The organism is Treponema sp. Marseille-Q4132, from assembly GCF_014334835.1.
GTDB lineage: Bacteria > Spirochaetota > Spirochaetia > Treponematales > Treponemataceae > Treponema_D > Treponema_D paredis.
Genome location: NZ_CP060591.1, coordinates 139,315 through 157,491, shown reverse-complemented (window position 1 = coordinate 157,491; position 18,177 = coordinate 139,315). Strand labels below are relative to the sequence as shown.

Below are 18,177 nucleotides of genomic sequence, written 5' to 3'. Positions count from 1 at the left end.
TTTTTCCCGATAATTAAATTCGGGAGAAAATACGATGATTAAAAAGACAATCACATACGCTCTGGCGTTTATCTTCTGCGTTTTTATATTCGGATGCGCATCGACTCCGAAAGAAAGATCCGTCGTCGCATTGATTTTAAGCGGCAAAGAAAACGAAGCGAAAAGCCTTTTCCAATCGAAATACGATATAAACGAAACCGACGCATCGGGAAATACCCCGCTCCACGCGGCGGCGATCGTAGACGATGCGGATTTGGCGCTCTTTTTATTGATAAAAGGCGCCGACGACACGAAAGTCAATTTCGACGGAGATACGCCTCTGCACGCCGCAATCAAAAACGACAGCTTCGGCGCAGCACGCATTTTTGCCGAAAACGGAAGCGGCGTTTTCGTACGCAATGCATACGGAAAAACGGCATTCGAAGAAGGCTTTGAAAAAAGCGAAGCGTATGAACGAATCTTTATCACGCAAAAGACCGGCAGCGCGCGCGATACGGACGGCAACACGATCGTCCATTACTGCGTCCGTATGCAAAACGAAGGCGCCGTGCGCGAATGCATAAAAAAAAGCATAGCCGTTTCCGTACAAAACAAAGCGGGAAAAACACCGCTCGATATCGCGCTCGGAAATTCCGCTGACGAAAAATCCGTCGCCATCGCAGCCGATTTAATAATGGCGGGAGCCGAAACGAACGATAGTCAATTTTCGTATTTTCAAACCGCGGTTTCGGAGCGGAACTTCAATTATCGATTCGGAGACGGCCAGACACCGCTCCATATAGCATCGATAAAAAATCACAAAAGCATTGCGCGATACCTGATTGCAAACGGTGCGCACACATCGGCTCAGGACATAACCGGAGCGACACCGCTTCACGAAGCCGTCCGTTACGGCGATACCGATATCGCAAAAGCGCTGCTTGAAAGCGGTGCCGATGTAAACGCCGAAGACAATCTCGGAAAAACGCCCGTCATGCTCGTCATACCCGAAGACAAGCGCGAAGCGATGTACCGCATTCTCCTCGCGTACAAAGCCGATACCGCAAAAAAAGACGCATACGGCGATACCGTACTGCACAGCGCGACGATGACATCGCTCACCCCCGCTGTCCTCGAAATGCTTACCGCATCGGAAGCCGATGTAAACGCCCGCAATAAAGACGGCGTTTCACCTCTTTTGATAGCGGTACAAAAACGCAATTTAAGCCACGTCAAATTCTATGCCGAACGCGGAGCCGATATCAATTCTGCCGATAGATCGGGTACCACTCCCCTTTCGCTTGCACTCAAAGACGGACAGGCCATGCTCGAAATGCTCGTCAACAGGGCAAACGCTCTCTCTCACGATTCGAACGGCAACACTCCGCTTCACACAGCGGTCATCGTCAATGCGTCGATCGAACAGATCCGATACCTCGTAAGTCTTACCGACGATATAAACGCGCGAAACAAAGACGGCAACAACGCGCTCTATCTTGCAGTCGAAAGGAACAATAAAAAAATCGGCGAACTCCTGCTCGCAAAAAATGCCGATATATTTTCGACAAACAATGCCAACGATTCACCGCTCCACCTTGCCTTGAAAAAAGGAGGCGATATACAAGGTTGGCTTGTCACATCGCGCACGATTACCTCAACCGACGGAAGCGGCAACACCGCTCTGCACTATGCGGTCGAATGGGATTTAAAAAAAGCCGCGCTTTCGCTCATCGAAAAGGGTGCAAACCCCGAAGCAAAAAACGCGAACGGAGAAACGCCGCTTTTCAGCGCGGTAAAAACGAACGATCCGGCCATGATCGCACTCATTGTAAAGGGCGGTTCATCGATAAAAGCGAGGGATAATCTGGGAAGCAGTCCGCTTCACGCTGCAGTCCGCCGAGATGCCGATGCGTCCGTGCGGGAACTCGTACGGCTCGGTATCGACGTAAACGCACAAAACGTAGCAGGCAAATCAGCCCTTTCGGAAGCCGTGCTTGCGGAAAAAATTCCGACGGCGAAATTATTAATCGATTCGGGAGCCGATATCAATGCAAGCGATAATACCGGCCGCACGATTCTCATGGATGCGATTCGAAGCAGGAATACCGGCGTCATCGCAATGCTGCTTTCAAATAAAGCCAATCCCCAGATTCAGGAAATCAACGGACGGAACGCGTATCACGAAGCGGTGCTGACCGGAGACGCACGCATCATCGCTTTAGTACGCGATGCGGGCGGGAAAGCGCTCTCCCGCGATAAAAATGCCAACACGCCGTTTTCGCTCGCCTTCGATAAAAGCGACGACCTCGTAAAAATCGTACTCGGAAACGACAGGACGATAACCGACAGCGACGGCAATACGCCTTTTCATATAATCGTCCAGGCGAAAGGACCTCTTCGAATTCTTTCCCTACTCGCCTCTCTCGGCTATCCTTTCGATACGCGCAATGCCGAAGGCATGACGCCGCTCGGTTATGCGGTCGAAAACAACGATGAAAACTATGCGCGCATTTTACTGCAAAACGGAGCGAATCCTTTTTCATCGATCGACAAAAAAGGGCGGAACGCGGCGACGATCGCGCTTGCAAACGAAGAGCGCATACTTGCCGATATAGCAAAATATGCAGGAACGAAATCGGACATTCAAGGCAATACCCTCCTGCACTACGCAGCTCGCACGGCATCGGCGGACACGATACGAAAACTCCTCGCATACGGACTCGACGCAAACGCGAAAAACATTTCAGGCGAAACGCCGTATATGACGGCTCTCCGCTGGAAGCGAAACGATGCGGCGGATGTGCTGAAAGCTGCGGAAAACGCAAAGCGATAGGAAAGAAAAATTGAAAAATGAATTGCACGATTTTATAACAAAATTTTCTGCGACGACATTGAATGTTTCAATGGCAATTCTTATTTTGATGCCGCAGGGATGGGCTGTCATTGCGGCAATACTATCGCTTGAAGTTGCTCTCTTTTATTTTTTTCTAAAACGCGAATATGAATTTAAAAAATTATTTTGGCGATTAGCGATTTCAAACTTAGTGAGCGGAATATCGGGATTTGTATTGTCATTGTTTTTAAACGGGGGTTGGCTGGGTGCTTTCTGGTTCCCTTGGGTCGGTTCTCACGAAATACAATTTATGAGTCCGTTTTTTATTTTATATTTTTTCATTATATTCGTGATAACTTTATTGATAGAAATACCGATAAATATACTATTGTTCCGAAAACTCGGGATACGATGGAAGCAAACATTTTTTATATCCCTGTCAGTAAATGCAATAACAAACATCGGTTGTGCATTCATTATTTATTTGTTCAGTTTTAATATTATAAAAATAGGATGAAAAAGCCTGTTGCAGCTTAAGCGTGACGGATAAAAAATCAGTTTTTATGATATAGAGGAAATCACAAAGCGGTCAACGTGCCCCTCCGCCGATCCCGCGTCACACCGGATGCGCCTGCCCGCTATCTTTTTCTTTTTTCCAATCGTTGATAAATTTTTCGTATGCGTCGATCTGCGCGTCGAGGGCGCGCTGCACGACGGCGCTGCGTCCTTCCCAATTGTTTCCGTCGATTTCATACAGCACATTGAGCGTCATCTCGAGCGTTTCGATCGTCAAATCTTTATCCTGTTCGCGACGGCGGGCGAGCATACGCAGTTCGCCTTCAAAACATTCGTCGTATTGCCGCTCGAGAGAAGTCAAAGCATCGGTCATGGGTACATACTACACAAGATATTGGACTTTTACAAGCTTTCATGATACTATGCATAGGTATCTTTAAAAACCGCAGTTTTTTAGAGGTTCTCCCTAGTATCATTTCAGACAGAAACGGAAACGGGTTATGAGCACACAGGCAGTGAAAAACACAAAAAAAGGCGCGTCTCAAAAAACGCTCGAAGAAAGTTTTCTGGAGCTCTGCCGCCTCATCGCCGAAACGGATGACGAGTGCTTTATCCGCGATTTTTTCGGCTGTCTTTTTACGCCTGCGGAACGCAAAGACTTTGCAAACAGATGGCTCCTAGTCAAAGAAATCGATAAGGGTACGACGCAGCGGGAGATCGCAAGAAGATTCGGTATGTCTTTGTGCAAAATCACGCGGGGATCGCGCGAATTGCACAAAGAAGAAAGCGCGTTCCGCCGCATGCTTGAAAAATTAAAAAACGAACAAATGAAATAGGAAGCCGGCGGACGGTTTACCCATCGCATACATACCGGCGTGTAAAATCACATGATGTCTGCCTTGTACGGCTCGCACGAAATCACACGACACCTGCCTAGTACAGCGCGCGTAAAATTGCGCAACGTCCTCTATTGTACGAGGAGGCAGCGCACGCGGTGGCCGTTTTCCGTTTCCGTCAATTCGGGAAGCATTTCATAGCACGCTTTTTCCGCATGGGGACAACGGTACGCAAAAGGACAGCCCTTTTCGGCTTCGAGCGTCGTCTTTACTTCCGCGTTCGATGCCGCCTCTTTTCCGAGCGCGCCGTCGAACAAAAGCTTCGTATACGGATGCAATTTCGTCTCATACAGATCGGCGGCAGGCGCTTCTTCGACGAGGATGCCGCGGTACATGACGCCGATCACATCGCAAAAATAAGAGGCGGCTTTCAAATCGTGCGTGATAAACAAAAAACTTAAACTTCGCGTTTTTCGAAGATCGTCGAGCAGATTGATGATCTGTCCCTGAATCGAAACATCGAGCGCCGAAATCACTTCGTCGCAGATGAGCGCTTCGGGTTCCATAATAAGAGCGCGTGCAATCGAAATGCGCTGACGCTGTCCGCCTGAAAATTCCGACGGACGGCGGAAAAGATCGGCTTCGCTCATACCGACTTCTTTAATAATTTTCAAAGCCCTTTCTTTTGCGTCGTCTTTTCCGCGCCATTCGGACGAATAGCGAAGCGGAGAAGTTATAATTTCAAAAACGTTCATGCGCGGATTGAGCGAACGTGCGGGATCCTGAAAGATATATTTTACTTTTTCGCGGTAAGCGCGCATTTCGTTTTTCGTGTACGATGCGATATTCCGCGCTTCCCCCGCTTCCGGCGCATAGCGTATTTCCCCCGATGTCGGTGAGTACATGCCGACCAAAAGGCGCGCCGTCGTCGTTTTGCCGCAGCCCGATTCTCCGACGAGGCCGTATGTCGACCCTCGTTGTATCGAAAAGGATACGTCGTTTACCGCATACACCGTCCGCTCTCCGCGCGCAAAAAATCCCGCTTCGAAGCTGAACGTTTTAGAAAGATGCCGTACTTCGATTATCGCGCCGCTCATTTTTTCGCTCCTCCGTCGATTTTCATCTCGGGACACGACTCTCCGCTTTTGAAGCACGATGAGCGCACAAAGGCGCATCTCGGAGCAAAGGGGCAGCCCCGCTCGGGAGCGGACGGATCGCATACTTTTCCCGGAATCGATTTCATGCGCTCTTTCGTATAATGCATACCGAAGTTTGCGGAAGATGCAAGGAGCGCTTTCGTATACGGATGGCGGGGGAATCGCACGATCGATTCGGCGCTCCCCTCTTCCATCACTTTTCCGCCGTACATGACGATGATGCGGTCTGCGATGCGCGAAACGATGTCGATATTGTGGCTGATAAAGATGACCGAAAGCCCCCTTTCTTTTTGCAGGCGCATAAGAAGCGAAACGATCTGAGCTTGAATCGTCACGTCGAGGGCCGTCGTCGGCTCGTCCGCAATGAGCAATTCGCAGCCCTGCGCGAGAGCGAGCGCTATGCCGATCCTTTGCAGCTGACCGCCGGAAAATTGGTGCGGATAACTTGCAAGCCTTTTTCGCGGATCGGGAAGCCCTACTTCTTTCAAGAGCGCTTCGGCTTTTTCATACGCAGCATCCTTTGTACAGTTTTTATCAATCGTGCGGAGCGCTTCGAAAAATACGCTTCCGACGGTTTGCAGCGGATCGAAAGAAAGCGCGGGCTCTTGAAAGATCATACCGATTTTTTTACCGCGGAATGCCCGCATCTCTTTTTCACCGAGCGCAGATAATTCCGTCCCTTCGAAATACACGCGTCCCGATCGAAACGCGTTTTGCGGAAGGAGCGCGGGAATCGCGCTTGCACTCACCGATTTGCCGCTTCCCGATTCACCTACGATGCCGAGCACTTCGCCCCTTTGCATCGAAAACGAAACGCCTCGCACGGCAAAAACATCGATGCGATTCCCTTCACGGAAAACGGTAAAGGTAACCGAAAGATTTTCGACCGAAAGGAAATTGCGTGCTTCCGGATGCGCGCTATGCACATCGGGCGGAACTTCCGCATCGTCCGCCGCGTCTATGTCGAAAGCGGATGGAGCGGTATGTCCGATCTCTCGGAAAGCCTGCGTTTTTTTTCGCCGAATTTTTTTTGCCGCAAAAACCGCATGATACGGATCGAAGTAATCGCGGAGCGCGTCGCCTAAAAAATTGAACGCGAGCGTTACGGTCAAAAGCAAAAGCACCGGAGCGAGCAGCCACGGATAATTTTGCAGATTCGAAAGCGTCGAAATATTGCGGTTGATGAGAGAGCCCCAGCTGACGGCAGGATCGCTGATACCCAGTCCGAGGTACGAAAGCGTCGTTTCGCTCATGATAAAGCCGGGCACGCTGAGCGCAACGCTTACGATGAGAAGGCTCGCCGTCTGCGGTATGATGTGGCCGAAGATGATAACTAGCGGCGGGATCCCTTCAAGACGCGCGTTGAGAATAAAATCTTCACGCTTTATCGCATGCACCATGCCGCGTATCGTTCGGGCGCTCGACGGCCAACCGACGAAAGCGAGGATCAGCGTGATGAGCGCGTAAGAAGTACCGCTGTCCGTCTGCGTGTGCAAAAGAGAGCGCAAAAATAAAATGAGATACAGGCTCGGAATGAGCATAAAAAATTCCGCAAGGCGCATGAGACTCCAGTCCGCAGCACCTCCGTAAAACCCCGCAAGCCCGCCCAAAAGGACGGCGAGCAGGAGCGAAACTGCGGATGCGGCAAAACCTATCGTAAGGGATATGCGGCTTCCGTAGACGATGCGTGAAAAAAGATCGCGGCCGAGGTTGTCCGCTCCGAGGATGAAGACGGGATAGCGTTCGCCCTTTTCGTCGGGCATAGTGCCGAAAAGATGTCTGCTGCACGGGATAAGCCCGAGCAATTTGTAGGGTTCGCCTTTTACAAAAAACTTTACCGTTCGGTACTTTCCTTTGACGCGCGCGTATTTCCACGAAACGGGATCGAGGACGCGGCATTGCTGAGCTGCGATTCCCCTTTTCGTTATGCGGAGGTTCGCAGGATGAAACGTATCGCGTCCGAAGCTCATCGACGCGGGATAGGGCGCAACGAATTCCGCAAAGAGCATTATGATATATAAAATTGCAATGACGATAAGCGAAGCGAATGCGATGCGTTTCGTCTTTAAAAAATTAATAATTTCTTTCATACGTGCCTCATTGACTTCCGTAGCGGATGCGCGGATCGACAAAGGCGAGCGCGATATCGGAAGCGATCATACCGACGAGGACGAGGAACGAAATAAACATACTGTTCGCAAGCACGAGATTGATATCCTCCTGTAAAACCGCTTCATACATGAGACGCCCGATGCCCGGATAAGCAAAGATGATTTCAAGCACGAGGGAACCCGAAAAAAGACCCGCAAGCAAATTCGCGCTTCCCGTGATATACGGATTGAGCGTATTGCGGAACGCGTGATTGAAGTACACTCTCTTTTCGCTCGTACCGCGGGATCTCAAAGCGGTGATATAGGGCATTCCCATTTGATCGAGCATCGTCGCGCGTATCATGCGGAGCGTAGCGACGGTACCGCCTAAAAACGAAGCGAAGAGCGGAAGAAATGTGTGATGTATATAAGAAAGCGCAAATCGTCCGGGAGAAAGCGAAAACGGAAAATCGGGATAAGCGGTCACCGGAAAAAGACCGGTAGCCGATGCGAAGAGCTGCAGCAAAATCAAAAGCAGTATGCCCGGAAACGCGTGAAAAAAAAGCGCGACGAAGGTTACCGCCGCATCGAGTTTCGTGCCCGCTTTGCTTGAAAGGTAGACGCCGAGCAAAAAAGACGTAAAGGTAATGCACACGAGCGAAATGAGATTCAGCACGACGGAATTGACGAGGCGCGATTTTATTAAAAATGAAACCGGTGCGCGAGAAACGAGGGACACGCCCAAATCGTGATGGACGACGACGCGGCCGAGCCACTTCCAATACTGCACGAAAAAGGGACGGTCGAGTCCGTACTCCGCGCGGAGGGATGCCATCTGTTCGGAAGAAAAGGCGTTGTCGGCTTTTGCGCCGGAAGAAGGAGCGCTTTGCGCACTCGACATGATCTGCTGCGTCATCATCCGGTCGACGATATCGCCGGGAGCGAGCGCCATAAGGGCGAACATCGAAAGACCGAGCAAAAAAAGAAGGGCAAGCATCGTGATAAAACGAGCGCTTATATACGACGCGAGCGGAAAGGTTTTTCGGAACCTCCGCCACGGAAACGAAAGCGAGCCGAACGCGGCAGCGATTATATTGGTAAAGTTGATTTTATCCGTACTACGCATCACAGTGTCCTATTGTTTTAAAAAAACGTAATCGAGCATCGCGCCGTTCAGATTGTCGTAATACACGTTCGACTGATCCCATCGGTTTCGAATCGCAAAAAAACTGCGGGGACGGACGAGATAGATGACGGGACACTCGTCGAGCAAAATCCGCTGGTATTCGTTCCAAACCGCAAAGGCAGCCTCCCGATCTATCGTATAATTTCCTTTATTATAAAGATAGTCGATACGCGCTTCCCATTCGGTTGCGGGAGACTTTTGCAGCGGGTGCCACAAGTGCAGATTTCCGGACGAGGGCCATACGTTACTCCCCTGCGACGGGAAGAGAGGAGTGCCGAGCGCGATGATCACCGACTGCCAATCGTAAGTTGCCGTCAAAGATTCGACGAGCTTTTGAAAATCGACTTGGCGGACGTTTACCTTTATGCCCGCCTTTGCGCATTCGTCGGCGATGATCTGCGCGATATCGTTTGCAAGCGTACTCGTCGACGGAATCGCCAAATCGAATTCGACAAGAGCGCCTTTCGAATCATAGAGAAAGCCGCCCTTCTCTTCCATACCGCATTTTTTTAATAATTTTTTTGCCTCGTCGACATCATAACGCCAGCGGAGCGTGATGTCGGGATTGTAGTACGGATTTGCACGAGAGAAAAAATAATACATCGGTTCGGCAAGCCCCCGATACGTCTGCACGATGATGCGCTCGCGGTTTAAAAGACAGCTCATCGCCTGACGGAATTCCTTTTTCGTAAACCATGAATAAAAAGGTTTTTCTTCGTTTACGGGATTTTGATTGAACGACCACAGAGAAGATCCGAGCGAGCCCTCGGCATTGAACACCGTAAAATCTCTTTGATCGGCGACCGCTTCGTTTACGTCTTCGGGACGGAGCTGATACGTTTCGATTTTTCCCTGACGGAACAAAAGATAATCCGTGTTTTCATCTCCGACGATCTGCAAAACTTTTTCTTCGGGATAAGGTTCCGAGATTCCGTTTGCGTCTTTATTCCAATAGTGAGGATTGCGCTTGAGTACGATACGCTGCGAGGGCGCATATTCTGCGATATACCACTTGCCCGCCGAAGGAAGAGATTGCGGGGAGGATGCGATACTGAAAAGATTTTTTACAGCATCGACGCCGCCCGCCTCTTTTGCCGGACGATAGATAAAAGACGGACAGATATTCATATTGACTGCAAGGAGGGGTTCGGCGACGATGCGCGGGAAAAGAAAATCGAAACGCTTTTCGTCGATCTTTACGATATCGATATGGCGGACGGAACCGTCGTCCATCGTCATAAACTGCTGCGGATAGCCTGAACTTTGAAAGGCTTTGTCGCCCGCAATTTCATCATACCAAAAAACGACATCGTCGCTCGTAACGGGAATCCTTTCAGGCGAATCGTAATAGGTCCAGTACATATCGTCACGGAGCGTACAGTGCAGCGTGAGCGTTCCTTTTTGCTTGTCGATGTCGATCGCGTAAGAGGCGGCGCGCGGCGACCACTTTCGAAGCGTCGGATCGTAATCGAAAAGAAAATCGGTCGTCTGCGCGATAAGGGAACTCGACGATACATCGCGTTCGGCGATATAGTGATTGAAGGTTTTCGGATCGGTCATAACCGAATCGTACCACGTACCGCCCACCCTTCCCGGAACATAGGGGCCTCCCGTCCACGGTTTCGCTCGAGTGTGCGAAAGCATTTCGCCGTTCATCGCTCCGATCGCCGAATCGATTTCTTCTTCGGTCATTTCGGGAACGCGCGTGCACGAAGCACAGACGAAAAGCAAAGACGCGGCAAATATCGCTATACGCTTCATAGCTTATTGTCGCACATTGAAAAGAACGCGTCAACTTGCGAGGGATCCGACTGCAGGTATCCTCAAGCGCACTATACATCTTTTAGGTTTTCCTGAATGCAGAACAATCATTTATGCAGCAAGCTGGAAATATATTGCTCCATCGCATTCGAACCGCTGAGCTTTGTCGCAGCTTCTACGCACTCATCCGTTTTTTCATCAAAAACAGCACCGTGCGTTATAAGAAAATCCGCTACGACGAATGCATTTTCCCGTATCGCAATATTCAATGCCGTATATCCGTTTCTTTTGGCCTGCCGCCTGTAATTCCAATCCCACAGAGCGATATCGCATCCGTACACTCGCGCGTCGATATCGGCTCCGTTATCCAAAAGCAATTTCAACCAAGGGATCAATTTTTTTTCTTCGATTCCCGAATAAGCACGGGAAGAATGCAGATTGGGAAATTTTTCCGATCGTATCACCGACGAAAAGAGGACATGCGCGACAAAAGGCCGCGTTTTCAAATCGGCTCCGTATTTAATCAACAATTCGGCTTTTTCGTACGCGGCATCGGTATCCTTTTCTTGAATTACTATCCAGAGCGGATTATGATATGGCCATGGATTATATCCGTCGTTTCGCGACATTTTGTTCGGATTATGTCCTCTTGCAAGCATATCCGCCATTTTTTCCGTAGAAGAATCCGTTACCGCTTCATAAAATCTGTCATCGTCCGTCATCGGCCAAATTTCGGGTTTTACTTCTTTTATGATGTCGGAAATAAATTCTCCCGTAAAACACAACATACAAATCGCAAGCGTTATTCCCGGAATCATCGTAATAATACCGGCAATACGGTTTTTTCGAAAAAGCATGATTCCCAAGAGGATAATCGTACCGCATAGAACACACAAAATGATAAATGCAAAAAACAAATACGACACTATCATGAGAGCCCCGCATACAAACTGCGCGCCTTTGAAGCTTTTCCCAAAAGCAAAAGGGCTGCCCAAAAGCGTCAGCTTTTTCGACAGCCCCTTCGATCGGCAAAAACCGATATTATTAATTTATACAGGTGCGGCGCACACGATCTTAACCGTACGTTGCGATAAAGACGCCGGCCGCGATCGCGGTTCCGATAACGCCTGAAACGTTCGGTCCCATCGCATTCATGAGCAGGAAGTTCGACGGATCGTATTCCATGCCGACTTTATTCGAAACGCGGGCGGCCATGGGAACTGCGGAAACGCCTGCGGATCCGATAAGCGGGTTGATCTTTTTATCTTTCGGTAAAAAGACGTTCATCAATTTCGCCATCAAAAGACCGCCTATCGTCGCGATGATAAACGCGATGAGGCCGAGCGCAATGATACCGAGCGATCCCCGATTGATGATCTTTTCGGGGGTCATCTGTGCACCGACGCCGAGCGACAGCAAAATGGAAACGATGTTCATCAATTCATTTTGTACCGTTTTGGAAAGGCGCTCGACGACACCGACTTCTTTAATAAAATTGCCGAAAGCGAGCATACCGATAAGAGGTGCTGCAGGCGGCAAAAGTAAAATGGTCAGGATGAGCAGCATGATCGGAAAGAGAATCTTTTCCGTGCGCGAAACGGGACGGAGCTGCGGCATCGCAATGCGCCGCTCGTGATTCGTCGTAAGCAGTTTCATGATGGGCGGCTGGATGAGCGGCACGAGCGCCATGTACGAATACGCGGCGACGGCGACGACCGCCATCATTTCGGGAGCGAGTTTTCCCGCCACGTAGATCGTCGTCGGGCCGTCCGCGCCTCCGATGATCGAAATGGCGCAGGCCTGCAGCATATTGTAATCGACGCCGGGAATCAAATTGAAAAGGGCGACACCGAACATCGTCGCAAAGACGCCGAGCTGTGCGGCTCCTCCGAGAAGCGCGGTCTTCGGATTTGCGATGAGCGGACCGAAGTCCGTCATGGCGCCGATCCCCATAAAGATGAGCATCGGGAAAAACTCGTTTCCGACGCCCGCCGTATAGATAATGTGCAGCATACCGTGAGGCGCTTCTATCATGCCCGCTCCGAGTATATTTGCGAAGACGGTGCCGAAACCGATCGGAATCAAAAGAAGCGGTTCGAAGCCTCGCGCAGCTCCGAGATAGATTATTAAAAATCCGATCGCGATCATGATGAGGCTGTACCACGAGGGAACCGTAACTCCCGCAAAGGGATCGTTCGCCTGCTGTGCCGCGGATGCGGCGGCGGCAGCCTTTTCCGCCGCCCTTTCAGCAACGGTTTTCGTGTGGATCATCTGGTAGATGCCGGTATTTTCCCAAATGTTTTCGATAAAAGTTCCGACATCGATATTTTTGATACCTTCGGAATTTTTAATCTTTGCGGTATTTATCGTGCGGAACGACGCGTGCTCTTCATACGTGTTTTGCGCAAACGCTGCAGGGCGCACAAGGGCAAAGACCGATGCGACGCCGAGCATCAAAAAGAGCGTAATAAAGATGTGCCGCGTACTGGGTTTTGTCGTATTCATACTGCCTTCCCTTATTTGATTTCAGCGAGCGCCTGACCCGCCGTAATCTGAGAACCCGGCTGAACGAGGAAGTGAACGGCGCCGGCCGCACCTGCTTTGATTTCCAATTCCATCTTCATCGACTCGATCATGATAACCGTCGTATCGGCTTTTACTTGAGCGCCTTCAGCGACTTCATAGCGCAAAAGCGTTCCGGCAACCGGCGCGTTTACGGGTTTTCCGCCCGTCGAAGCGGCCGGAGAAACGGGAGCCGCTTTCGGAGCAGGAGCTGCTGCGGGCTTGGGAGCCGGGGCCGCAGCGACGGTGCCTCCGAGACTTGCGATAACTTGTCCCGCCGCAATCTGAGAGCCCGGCTGGACGATAAAGTTTACCTTTCCGTCGGCAGGAGCTTTTACTTCGAGTTCCATCTTCATCGATTCGATCATCAAAACGGTGTCGCCTTTTTTTACTTCGGCGCCGTTTTGGGCCACGTAACGCAAAAGCGTTCCGGCAACCGGCGCTTTGATATCCGCGCCGCCCGTAACGACGGGTGCGGATACGGGCGCAGATGAGGGGGCGGCATCGCCGAAGGAAACGTTATACGACGTACCGTTTACAATGATGGTATCGCTTCCCGCGCTCGTCGTAACCGAGTAGGGAGTGCCGTTTACGGTTACCGTGTACGATCCCGATTTCGGAGCGCTTGCAGGCGCGCTTTCGGAAGCGGGTTTTGCGCCGAAAGTTTTTTGCGCATCGACCGGACCCTTTGAGCGCTCTTTGAAAAACTTTTCGGCGACTTTCGGGAACATCGCGTAAGTCAAAACGTCTTCGTCGCTTCCGTCTCCGCCCGCTTTTTTCGCATCTTCGACGCATTTATCCCATTCGTTTGCGATGAGATCGGCGGGGCGGCACGTAACGACTGAGTCCATATTGTTTTGTTTGAGCGCTTCTTTTTGCAAATCGCCGTTGACCGCCGCGGGAGTCGCTCCGTATCTTCCGGTAAGGAGATCGCGGAATTCCTGCGTGAGGCGCGCATAGCGTCCGAAAAGCACGTTGAACACCGCCTGCGTACCGACGATTTGGCTTGTCGGAGTTACGAGCGGCACATAGCCCACGTCTTTTTGCACGATCGGAATTTCTTTCAATACGTCATCGATTTTGTCCGCCGCGCCCTGATCTTTCAGCTGGTTTTCAAGGTTCGAAAGCATGCCTCCCGGTACTTGCGAAACGAGGATGCGCGTATCCGCTCCGTGGAATTTCGATTCGAGGGACGCATAGTGTTCGCGCACGTCGCGGAAATACGCCGCAATTTCGAGGAGCGCTTTCGTGTCGAGGCCAGTGTCGTATTCGGAACCTTTGAGCATTTCGACGACGGTTTCCGTCGGGCTGTGGGACGTTCCCATCGCCATGGAAGAAATAGCCGTATCGAGGACATCGGCTCCCGCTTCCGACGCTTTCAAAAGCGTCGCAACGCTCAAGCCCGTCGTCGAGTGCGAGTGAATTTCGATCGGCATATCGACTTTCGCTTTGATCGCTTTTACGAGGTCGTAGGCTTCAAAGGGTTTTAACAAACCGGACATATCTTTGATACAGATCGAATCCGCGCCGAATTCGGCATAGCGCTTGGCCAAATCGGCGTACACTTCTTTTGTGTGATAGGGCGTCGTCGCATAGGAAATCGCCATCTGCACGTGTTTGCCGGTTTTTTTTGCGGCTTTCGCCGAACGTTCGAGGTTACGAGGATCGTTGCACGCATCGAAAATGCGGAAAATGCCGATGCCGTTTTTTGCGGCGGCTTCGACGAACTTATCGACGACGTCGTCGGCATAGTGGCGGTATCCCAAAAGATTTTGACCGCGCAACAGCATCATGATCTTCGTGTTGGGCATCGCCGCGTGAAGTTTGCGCAGGCGCTCCCACGGATCTTCATTTAAAAAGCGGATGCACGAATCGTAGGTCGCCCCTCCCCATGCTTCGGCGGAATAGTAGCCGATTTTATCGATCATCGGACATGCGGGAAGCATATCCGCAGTTGTCATGCGCGTTGCCAAAAGCGACTGATGTGCGTCGCGTAAAACGAGTTCCGTAATGTGGACTTTCTTTGCCATGGTGTTTTCCTTGATGATTTATTTGTGAACGGCGGCGGCGATCGCGGCGATAATCGCGTCGTCGTGCCTCGCCGGTGCAGGTGCGGGAGATTGCGCGGTTTCTTTTTTTTCTTCTTTATCCAGTTTGAGCGCACGGAGTACAACGTGAAGCAAGTACATGCACGCAATCATGATAATAAGAAAAGAGAATACAACGCCCATTCCGAGCAGCGTCAATATGCCGCTCTGCTGAAGCATTTCAGCTATTGTCATATTTCCTCCAACGCGGTATTGCGCTCGCAATACCTATTGATTTAAAAAAAACGATTGTTTCGATTTTAGAATAAAGCGCTCTTTTTTTCAAGCAGGCTATCGCCTTTCCGAGCAATTGAAAACCGCTCCGTTCCGAATCGTTTTTACATATTGCGTTTTTGAAAACTCGTGCTATACTGAATTTATGATATATTGCGGTTTAATTTTATTTATCGCGGCAAGTATCGTACATCTTGCATTTTGCGCGCTCAAACGGAATAAAGCCGCCGATGCGACAAAGGTGTTTTTAATGCCGCTGCTTGCGCTCACTTCGGCACTCGCTCTCGCCCCTCGCCTGCCCGAATCGCGAACGGCGTTCGTATGTACGCTTTGCGCCCTCGGTTTCGGGTGCATCGGCGACGTATTGCTTCTTTCCGTAAGCGAAAAACGTTTTATGGCCGGCGCACTTTCGTTTTTCGCAGGTCACATATTTTGGATTGTACAATATGTCTTCTCTCCTAACGGAACATCGGCATACGCTTGGGGCGGACGAATGTTTTTTTTCATTGCGCTTATCTGTTTTATATGCTACGGTATCGTACTCGCTTCGACATACGTACTGCTCGGAAAACCGAAGGGAGTCATGGGAGGAGGCGTCATAGCCTACGGCGGCATATTGTGCGCACTGAACTTTACCGCGATCAACGCCGTCGTCAGCGGCATAAACGGAAAAGCAGCGCTTTTTTATTTGGCAGGATCGATTTTGTTTTTCATATCGGACGGTGTTCTATCGTATACCGTATTCAAAAAAGATATTCCGTACTCGCGCTTTATTATTATGCTTACGTATATCACGGCGCAGGCGCTGCTTGCCGCAGGCTGCGTGCTGCCGTACGGATAATAAAAAAAATCATATATTTTTATTAAGGAGACAATATGAAAATCGGTTTCGGATGCGATCACACGGCGATCGAATTAAAGCGTATTTTAATGGAACACCTGCAAAACCGAGGATTCGAATGCGTCGATTATGGCGCGTCCGATCCCAATGTGAGAGTGAATTACCCCGAGTTCGGTTTAAAAGTCGCCGAAGCGATCAAATCGAATGAAGTTGAAAAAGGCGTTCTCATCTGCGGAACGGGCGTCGGTATTTCGCTCGCCGCAAACAAAGTGCCGGGCATCAGGGCTGCGGTGTGCAGCGAACCCTATACGGCAAAGCTCACCGTCGAACACAACGATGCCAACATCATCGCGATGGGTGCCCGCGTCGTAGGTTCCGAGTTGGCAAAGATGATCGTGGACTCTTTTTTCGATGCGAAATTCGAAGGCGGCCGCCATGCCGACCGCGTACGGATGATTTCGGACATAGAAGAAAAATACCGCAGATAATTTTACGGCCTTTTCTCAAGCATCACACAAAGGATACGGGGCTGTTGAAAAAGTAAGCGCTTTTTAAGACAGCCCCTTTTTTCGATTTCAGCTTAACAGCCTTTTACCGCAGCGCTTTCGTCCCAATCTTCGACGATTTTGACGCCGCTCGATGTTCCGAGCCTGTTCGCACCGGCCGAGAGCATCTCCAAAGCCTTTTCGGCCGAGCGTATACCTCCCGACGCTTTTACGCCGAAAGATGTGCCGACCGTTTTCCGCATAAGAGCGACGTGATGAGAGGTCGCGCCGTTCGGAAGCGGCTTTCCGTCGGCTCCTTTCGGATTTGCAAAACCCGTCGATGTTTTTACAAAATCGGCTCCGGCTTTTACCGCAGAGGTACAGCACGAAACGATCTCTTCATCGGAAAGAAAGCAGGTTTCGAGAATCACTTTAACGACGACGCTCTTTCCCGCTTTTTTTGCGGCATTCCGCGCCGAATCGGTGACGGCTTTGATGTCCGCTTCCACGTCTTCGAAACGGCCGTCCTTTGCAGCACCGATATCGATTACCATATCAACTTCATCCGCTCCGTCCGCGATCGCCTGGTCGGTTTCAAAAGCTTTGACGGCGCTTGCATTCGCACCGAGGGGAAAACCGATGACGGTACAGACGCGGACGGTCGAACCTGCGAGTTCGGAAGCCGACAGCCGTACATGGACGGGGTTTACGCATACCGATGCAAAACGATATTTTCTTGCATCCGCGCAGAGTTCGCGGATTTTTTCGATTCCCGCTTCCGGCGCCAAAAGCGTGTGGTCTATCATAGATGCAACAGTTTCTTTTTTCATAATCACCCCTGCCAAATAATCAATTTATAACGAATACAGTATAACGGTCTTGCGCGGTTTTCGGCAATAGTGTATTATTTTATACGTGGCTCGTGCCGTGTTACGGCGCATAAAAAACTCAAGCTATAACAGGAGAACACTTATGGCGTACAGAATCAACAAATCGCAGTGCGTAAACTGCGGAACCTGCGAACCCGATTGTCCGGTCGGCGCAATATCGGAAGCGGATAACGCCCGCATCATCGATGAAGAAAAATGCATCAGCTGCGGAACCTGCGCAGGCGAATGCCCGACGTCGGCGATTTCGGAAGTGTAAATTTTATCGCTTTGAAACAGGGACGTGTGGCGAAACGGAAATCGCTTTGCCTGCGTCCCTCTTTTTACGGAAAACTATGGCAAAACATTTTTTTTCTTATATAGCGGGAGCGTTTTCACAGGCGGCAAAAGCGCTTGGCCTTATAGCCGCATGTGCGCTCGCAGGTTTTGTCCTTACGCTTCCGTTGTGGCGCTTTGCAACTTCGCTCCCGTCGCTCTACACGGCGCTCGTTCTCGTCTTTTCAGGCGGATATATTCTTTATAAAATTGCCGCGGCGGTAAAAAAATCGACGTGGAAACGGACACTCTGTTTCGTACTCCGCATCGTCATCATCGCATCGGGGCTTACGGCTTCGATCGCGCTCGTATTTGCCGGCGCGCGCTTTATCGCGATTCCCGTCGTTATCATCATCCCCGTACTCTGTATTATCTGCTCTCGCCTCTTGCAGGACGGACAATAAGTCT

The 18,177-nt window shown here is 50.5% G+C and carries 17 protein-coding genes; 7 read left to right on the top strand and 10 right to left on the bottom strand.

Annotated features, from left to right (window positions below; genetic code table 11):
* Positions 1-34 precede the first annotated feature (34 nt).
* Together H9I35_RS00675 and H9I35_RS00670 are read left to right on the top strand one after the other, a co-directional pair.
* A complete protein-coding gene (locus H9I35_RS00675; RefSeq protein ID WP_187419760.1) occupies positions 35-2,812 on the top strand; it encodes an ankyrin repeat domain-containing protein in 2,778 nt (925 codons plus the stop codon).
* Between the two features lie 10 nt (positions 2,813-2,822).
* A complete protein-coding gene (locus H9I35_RS00670) occupies positions 2,823-3,329 on the top strand; it encodes a hypothetical protein (protein ID WP_187419759.1) in 507 nt (168 codons plus the stop codon).
* Between the two features lie 99 nt (positions 3,330-3,428).
* Here H9I35_RS00670 and H9I35_RS00665 read toward each other — a convergent pair whose 3' ends face one another.
* Positions 3,429-3,701: a hypothetical protein gene (locus H9I35_RS00665; RefSeq protein ID WP_187419758.1), complete on the bottom strand. Its 273-nt coding sequence runs from the start codon at positions 3,699-3,701 to the stop codon at positions 3,429-3,431.
* Between the two features lie 127 nt (positions 3,702-3,828).
* Between H9I35_RS00665 and H9I35_RS00660 the strand changes: the two genes are divergently transcribed.
* Entirely contained in the window at positions 3,829-4,164 is a 336-nt protein-coding gene (locus H9I35_RS00660; RefSeq protein WP_187419757.1) for a Trp family transcriptional regulator, read from the top strand.
* 131 nt (positions 4,165-4,295) lie between these two features.
* On the opposite strand, the gene H9I35_RS00655 is transcribed toward H9I35_RS00660, so the two are convergent.
* From H9I35_RS00655 to H9I35_RS00620, 8 genes are all read right to left on the bottom strand, one after another.
* Positions 4,296-5,261 carry an oligopeptide/dipeptide ABC transporter ATP-binding protein gene (locus H9I35_RS00655; RefSeq protein WP_187419756.1) on the bottom strand — a complete coding sequence of 322 codons (966 nt, stop codon included), beginning with the start codon at positions 5,259-5,261 and terminating at the stop codon, positions 4,296-4,298.
* Entirely contained in the window at positions 5,258-7,411 is a 2,154-nt protein-coding gene (locus H9I35_RS00650; protein WP_187419755.1) for a dipeptide/oligopeptide/nickel ABC transporter permease/ATP-binding protein, read from the bottom strand. Before H9I35_RS00650 ends, H9I35_RS00655 begins: the two co-directional genes overlap by 4 nt.
* 7 nt (positions 7,412-7,418) lie before the next feature.
* Entirely contained in the window at positions 7,419-8,537 is a 1,119-nt protein-coding gene (locus H9I35_RS00645; RefSeq protein WP_187419754.1) for an ABC transporter permease, read from the bottom strand.
* 9 nt (positions 8,538-8,546) lie between these two features.
* A complete protein-coding gene (locus H9I35_RS00640) occupies positions 8,547-10,358 on the bottom strand; it encodes an ABC transporter substrate-binding protein (RefSeq protein WP_187419753.1) in 1,812 nt (603 codons plus the stop codon).
* Positions 10,359-10,465: 107 nt separating this feature from the next.
* Positions 10,466-11,290 (bottom strand): TspO/MBR family protein, encoded by an 825-nt coding sequence (locus H9I35_RS00635; protein WP_187419752.1) that lies wholly within the window; start codon positions 11,288-11,290, stop codon positions 10,466-10,468.
* A gap of 142 nt (positions 11,291-11,432) precedes the next feature.
* Complete coding sequence (locus tag H9I35_RS00630) at positions 11,433-12,863, bottom strand: sodium ion-translocating decarboxylase subunit beta (RefSeq protein WP_187419751.1); 1,431 nt, start codon at positions 12,861-12,863, stop codon at positions 11,433-11,435.
* An 11-nt stretch (positions 12,864-12,874) separates the two neighbouring features.
* Positions 12,875-14,950: a sodium-extruding oxaloacetate decarboxylase subunit alpha gene (oadA, locus tag H9I35_RS00625; RefSeq protein ID WP_187419750.1), complete on the bottom strand. Its 2,076-nt coding sequence runs from the start codon at positions 14,948-14,950 to the stop codon at positions 12,875-12,877.
* An 18-nt stretch (positions 14,951-14,968) separates the two neighbouring features.
* On the bottom strand, positions 14,969-15,202 hold the full coding sequence (locus tag H9I35_RS00620; protein ID WP_187419749.1) for an OadG family protein: 234 nt from the start codon (positions 15,200-15,202) through the stop codon (positions 14,969-14,971).
* A gap of 184 nt (positions 15,203-15,386) precedes the next feature.
* Here H9I35_RS00620 and H9I35_RS00615 point away from each other — a divergent pair, with 184 nt between their 5' ends.
* Positions 15,387-16,082 (top strand): lysoplasmalogenase family protein, encoded by a 696-nt coding sequence (locus tag H9I35_RS00615; RefSeq protein ID WP_187419748.1) that lies wholly within the window; start codon positions 15,387-15,389, stop codon positions 16,080-16,082.
* Between the two features lie 35 nt (positions 16,083-16,117).
* On the top strand, positions 16,118-16,570 hold the full coding sequence (rpiB, locus tag H9I35_RS00610; RefSeq protein WP_187419747.1) for a ribose 5-phosphate isomerase B: 453 nt from the start codon (positions 16,118-16,120) through the stop codon (positions 16,568-16,570).
* 92 nt (positions 16,571-16,662) lie between these two features.
* On the opposite strand, the gene deoC is transcribed toward rpiB, so the two are convergent.
* Positions 16,663-17,397, bottom strand: coding sequence for a deoxyribose-phosphate aldolase (gene deoC, locus H9I35_RS00605; RefSeq protein ID WP_187419746.1), 735 nt, complete (start codon positions 17,395-17,397; stop codon positions 16,663-16,665).
* 142 nt (positions 17,398-17,539) lie between these two features.
* Between deoC and H9I35_RS00600 the strand changes: the two genes are divergently transcribed.
* Both H9I35_RS00600 and H9I35_RS00595 read left to right on the top strand, forming a co-directional pair.
* A complete protein-coding gene (locus H9I35_RS00600; protein WP_016519881.1) occupies positions 17,540-17,713 on the top strand; it encodes a 4Fe-4S binding protein in 174 nt (57 codons plus the stop codon).
* Positions 17,714-17,789: 76 nt separating this feature from the next.
* Positions 17,790-18,173 carry a hypothetical protein gene (locus H9I35_RS00595; RefSeq protein WP_187419745.1) on the top strand — a complete coding sequence of 128 codons (384 nt, stop codon included), beginning with the start codon at positions 17,790-17,792 and terminating at the stop codon, positions 18,171-18,173.
* The last annotated feature ends 4 nt before the right edge of the window (positions 18,174-18,177 follow it).

Excerpts from the sequence above, each read along its gene's own strand:
- H9I35_RS00655 (WP_187419756.1), bottom strand. The coding sequence starts at position 5,261 with ATGAGCGGCGCGATAATCGAAGTACGGCATCTTTCTAAAACGTTCAGC.
- H9I35_RS00650 (WP_187419755.1), bottom strand. The coding sequence starts at position 7,411 with ATGAAAGAAATTATTAATTTTTTAAAGACGAAACGCATCGCATTCGCT.
- H9I35_RS00595 (WP_187419745.1), top strand. The coding sequence starts at position 17,790 with ATGGCAAAACATTTTTTTTCTTATATAGCGGGAGCGTTTTCACAGGCG.
- rpiB (WP_187419747.1), top strand. The coding sequence starts at position 16,118 with ATGAAAATCGGTTTCGGATGCGATCACACGGCGATCGAATTAAAGCGT.
- H9I35_RS00620 (WP_187419749.1), bottom strand. The coding sequence starts at position 15,202 with ATGACAATAGCTGAAATGCTTCAGCAGAGCGGCATATTGACGCTGCTC.
- H9I35_RS00600 (WP_016519881.1), top strand. The coding sequence starts at position 17,540 with ATGGCGTACAGAATCAACAAATCGCAGTGCGTAAACTGCGGAACCTGC.
- H9I35_RS00675 (WP_187419760.1), top strand. The coding sequence starts at position 35 with ATGATTAAAAAGACAATCACATACGCTCTGGCGTTTATCTTCTGCGTT.
- H9I35_RS00660 (WP_187419757.1), top strand. The coding sequence starts at position 3,829 with ATGAGCACACAGGCAGTGAAAAACACAAAAAAAGGCGCGTCTCAAAAA.
- H9I35_RS00665 (WP_187419758.1), bottom strand. The coding sequence starts at position 3,701 with ATGACCGATGCTTTGACTTCTCTCGAGCGGCAATACGACGAATGTTTT.
- oadA (WP_187419750.1), bottom strand. The coding sequence starts at position 14,950 with ATGGCAAAGAAAGTCCACATTACGGAACTCGTTTTACGCGACGCACAT.
- H9I35_RS00630 (WP_187419751.1), bottom strand. The coding sequence starts at position 12,863 with ATGAATACGACAAAACCCAGTACGCGGCACATCTTTATTACGCTCTTT.
- H9I35_RS00615 (WP_187419748.1), top strand. The coding sequence starts at position 15,387 with ATGATATATTGCGGTTTAATTTTATTTATCGCGGCAAGTATCGTACAT.
- H9I35_RS00635 (WP_187419752.1), bottom strand. The coding sequence starts at position 11,290 with ATGATAGTGTCGTATTTGTTTTTTGCATTTATCATTTTGTGTGTTCTA.
- H9I35_RS00640 (WP_187419753.1), bottom strand. The coding sequence starts at position 10,358 with ATGAAGCGTATAGCGATATTTGCCGCGTCTTTGCTTTTCGTCTGTGCT.
- deoC (WP_187419746.1), bottom strand. The coding sequence starts at position 17,397 with ATGAAAAAAGAAACTGTTGCATCTATGATAGACCACACGCTTTTGGCG.
- H9I35_RS00645 (WP_187419754.1), bottom strand. The coding sequence starts at position 8,537 with ATGCGTAGTACGGATAAAATCAACTTTACCAATATAATCGCTGCCGCG.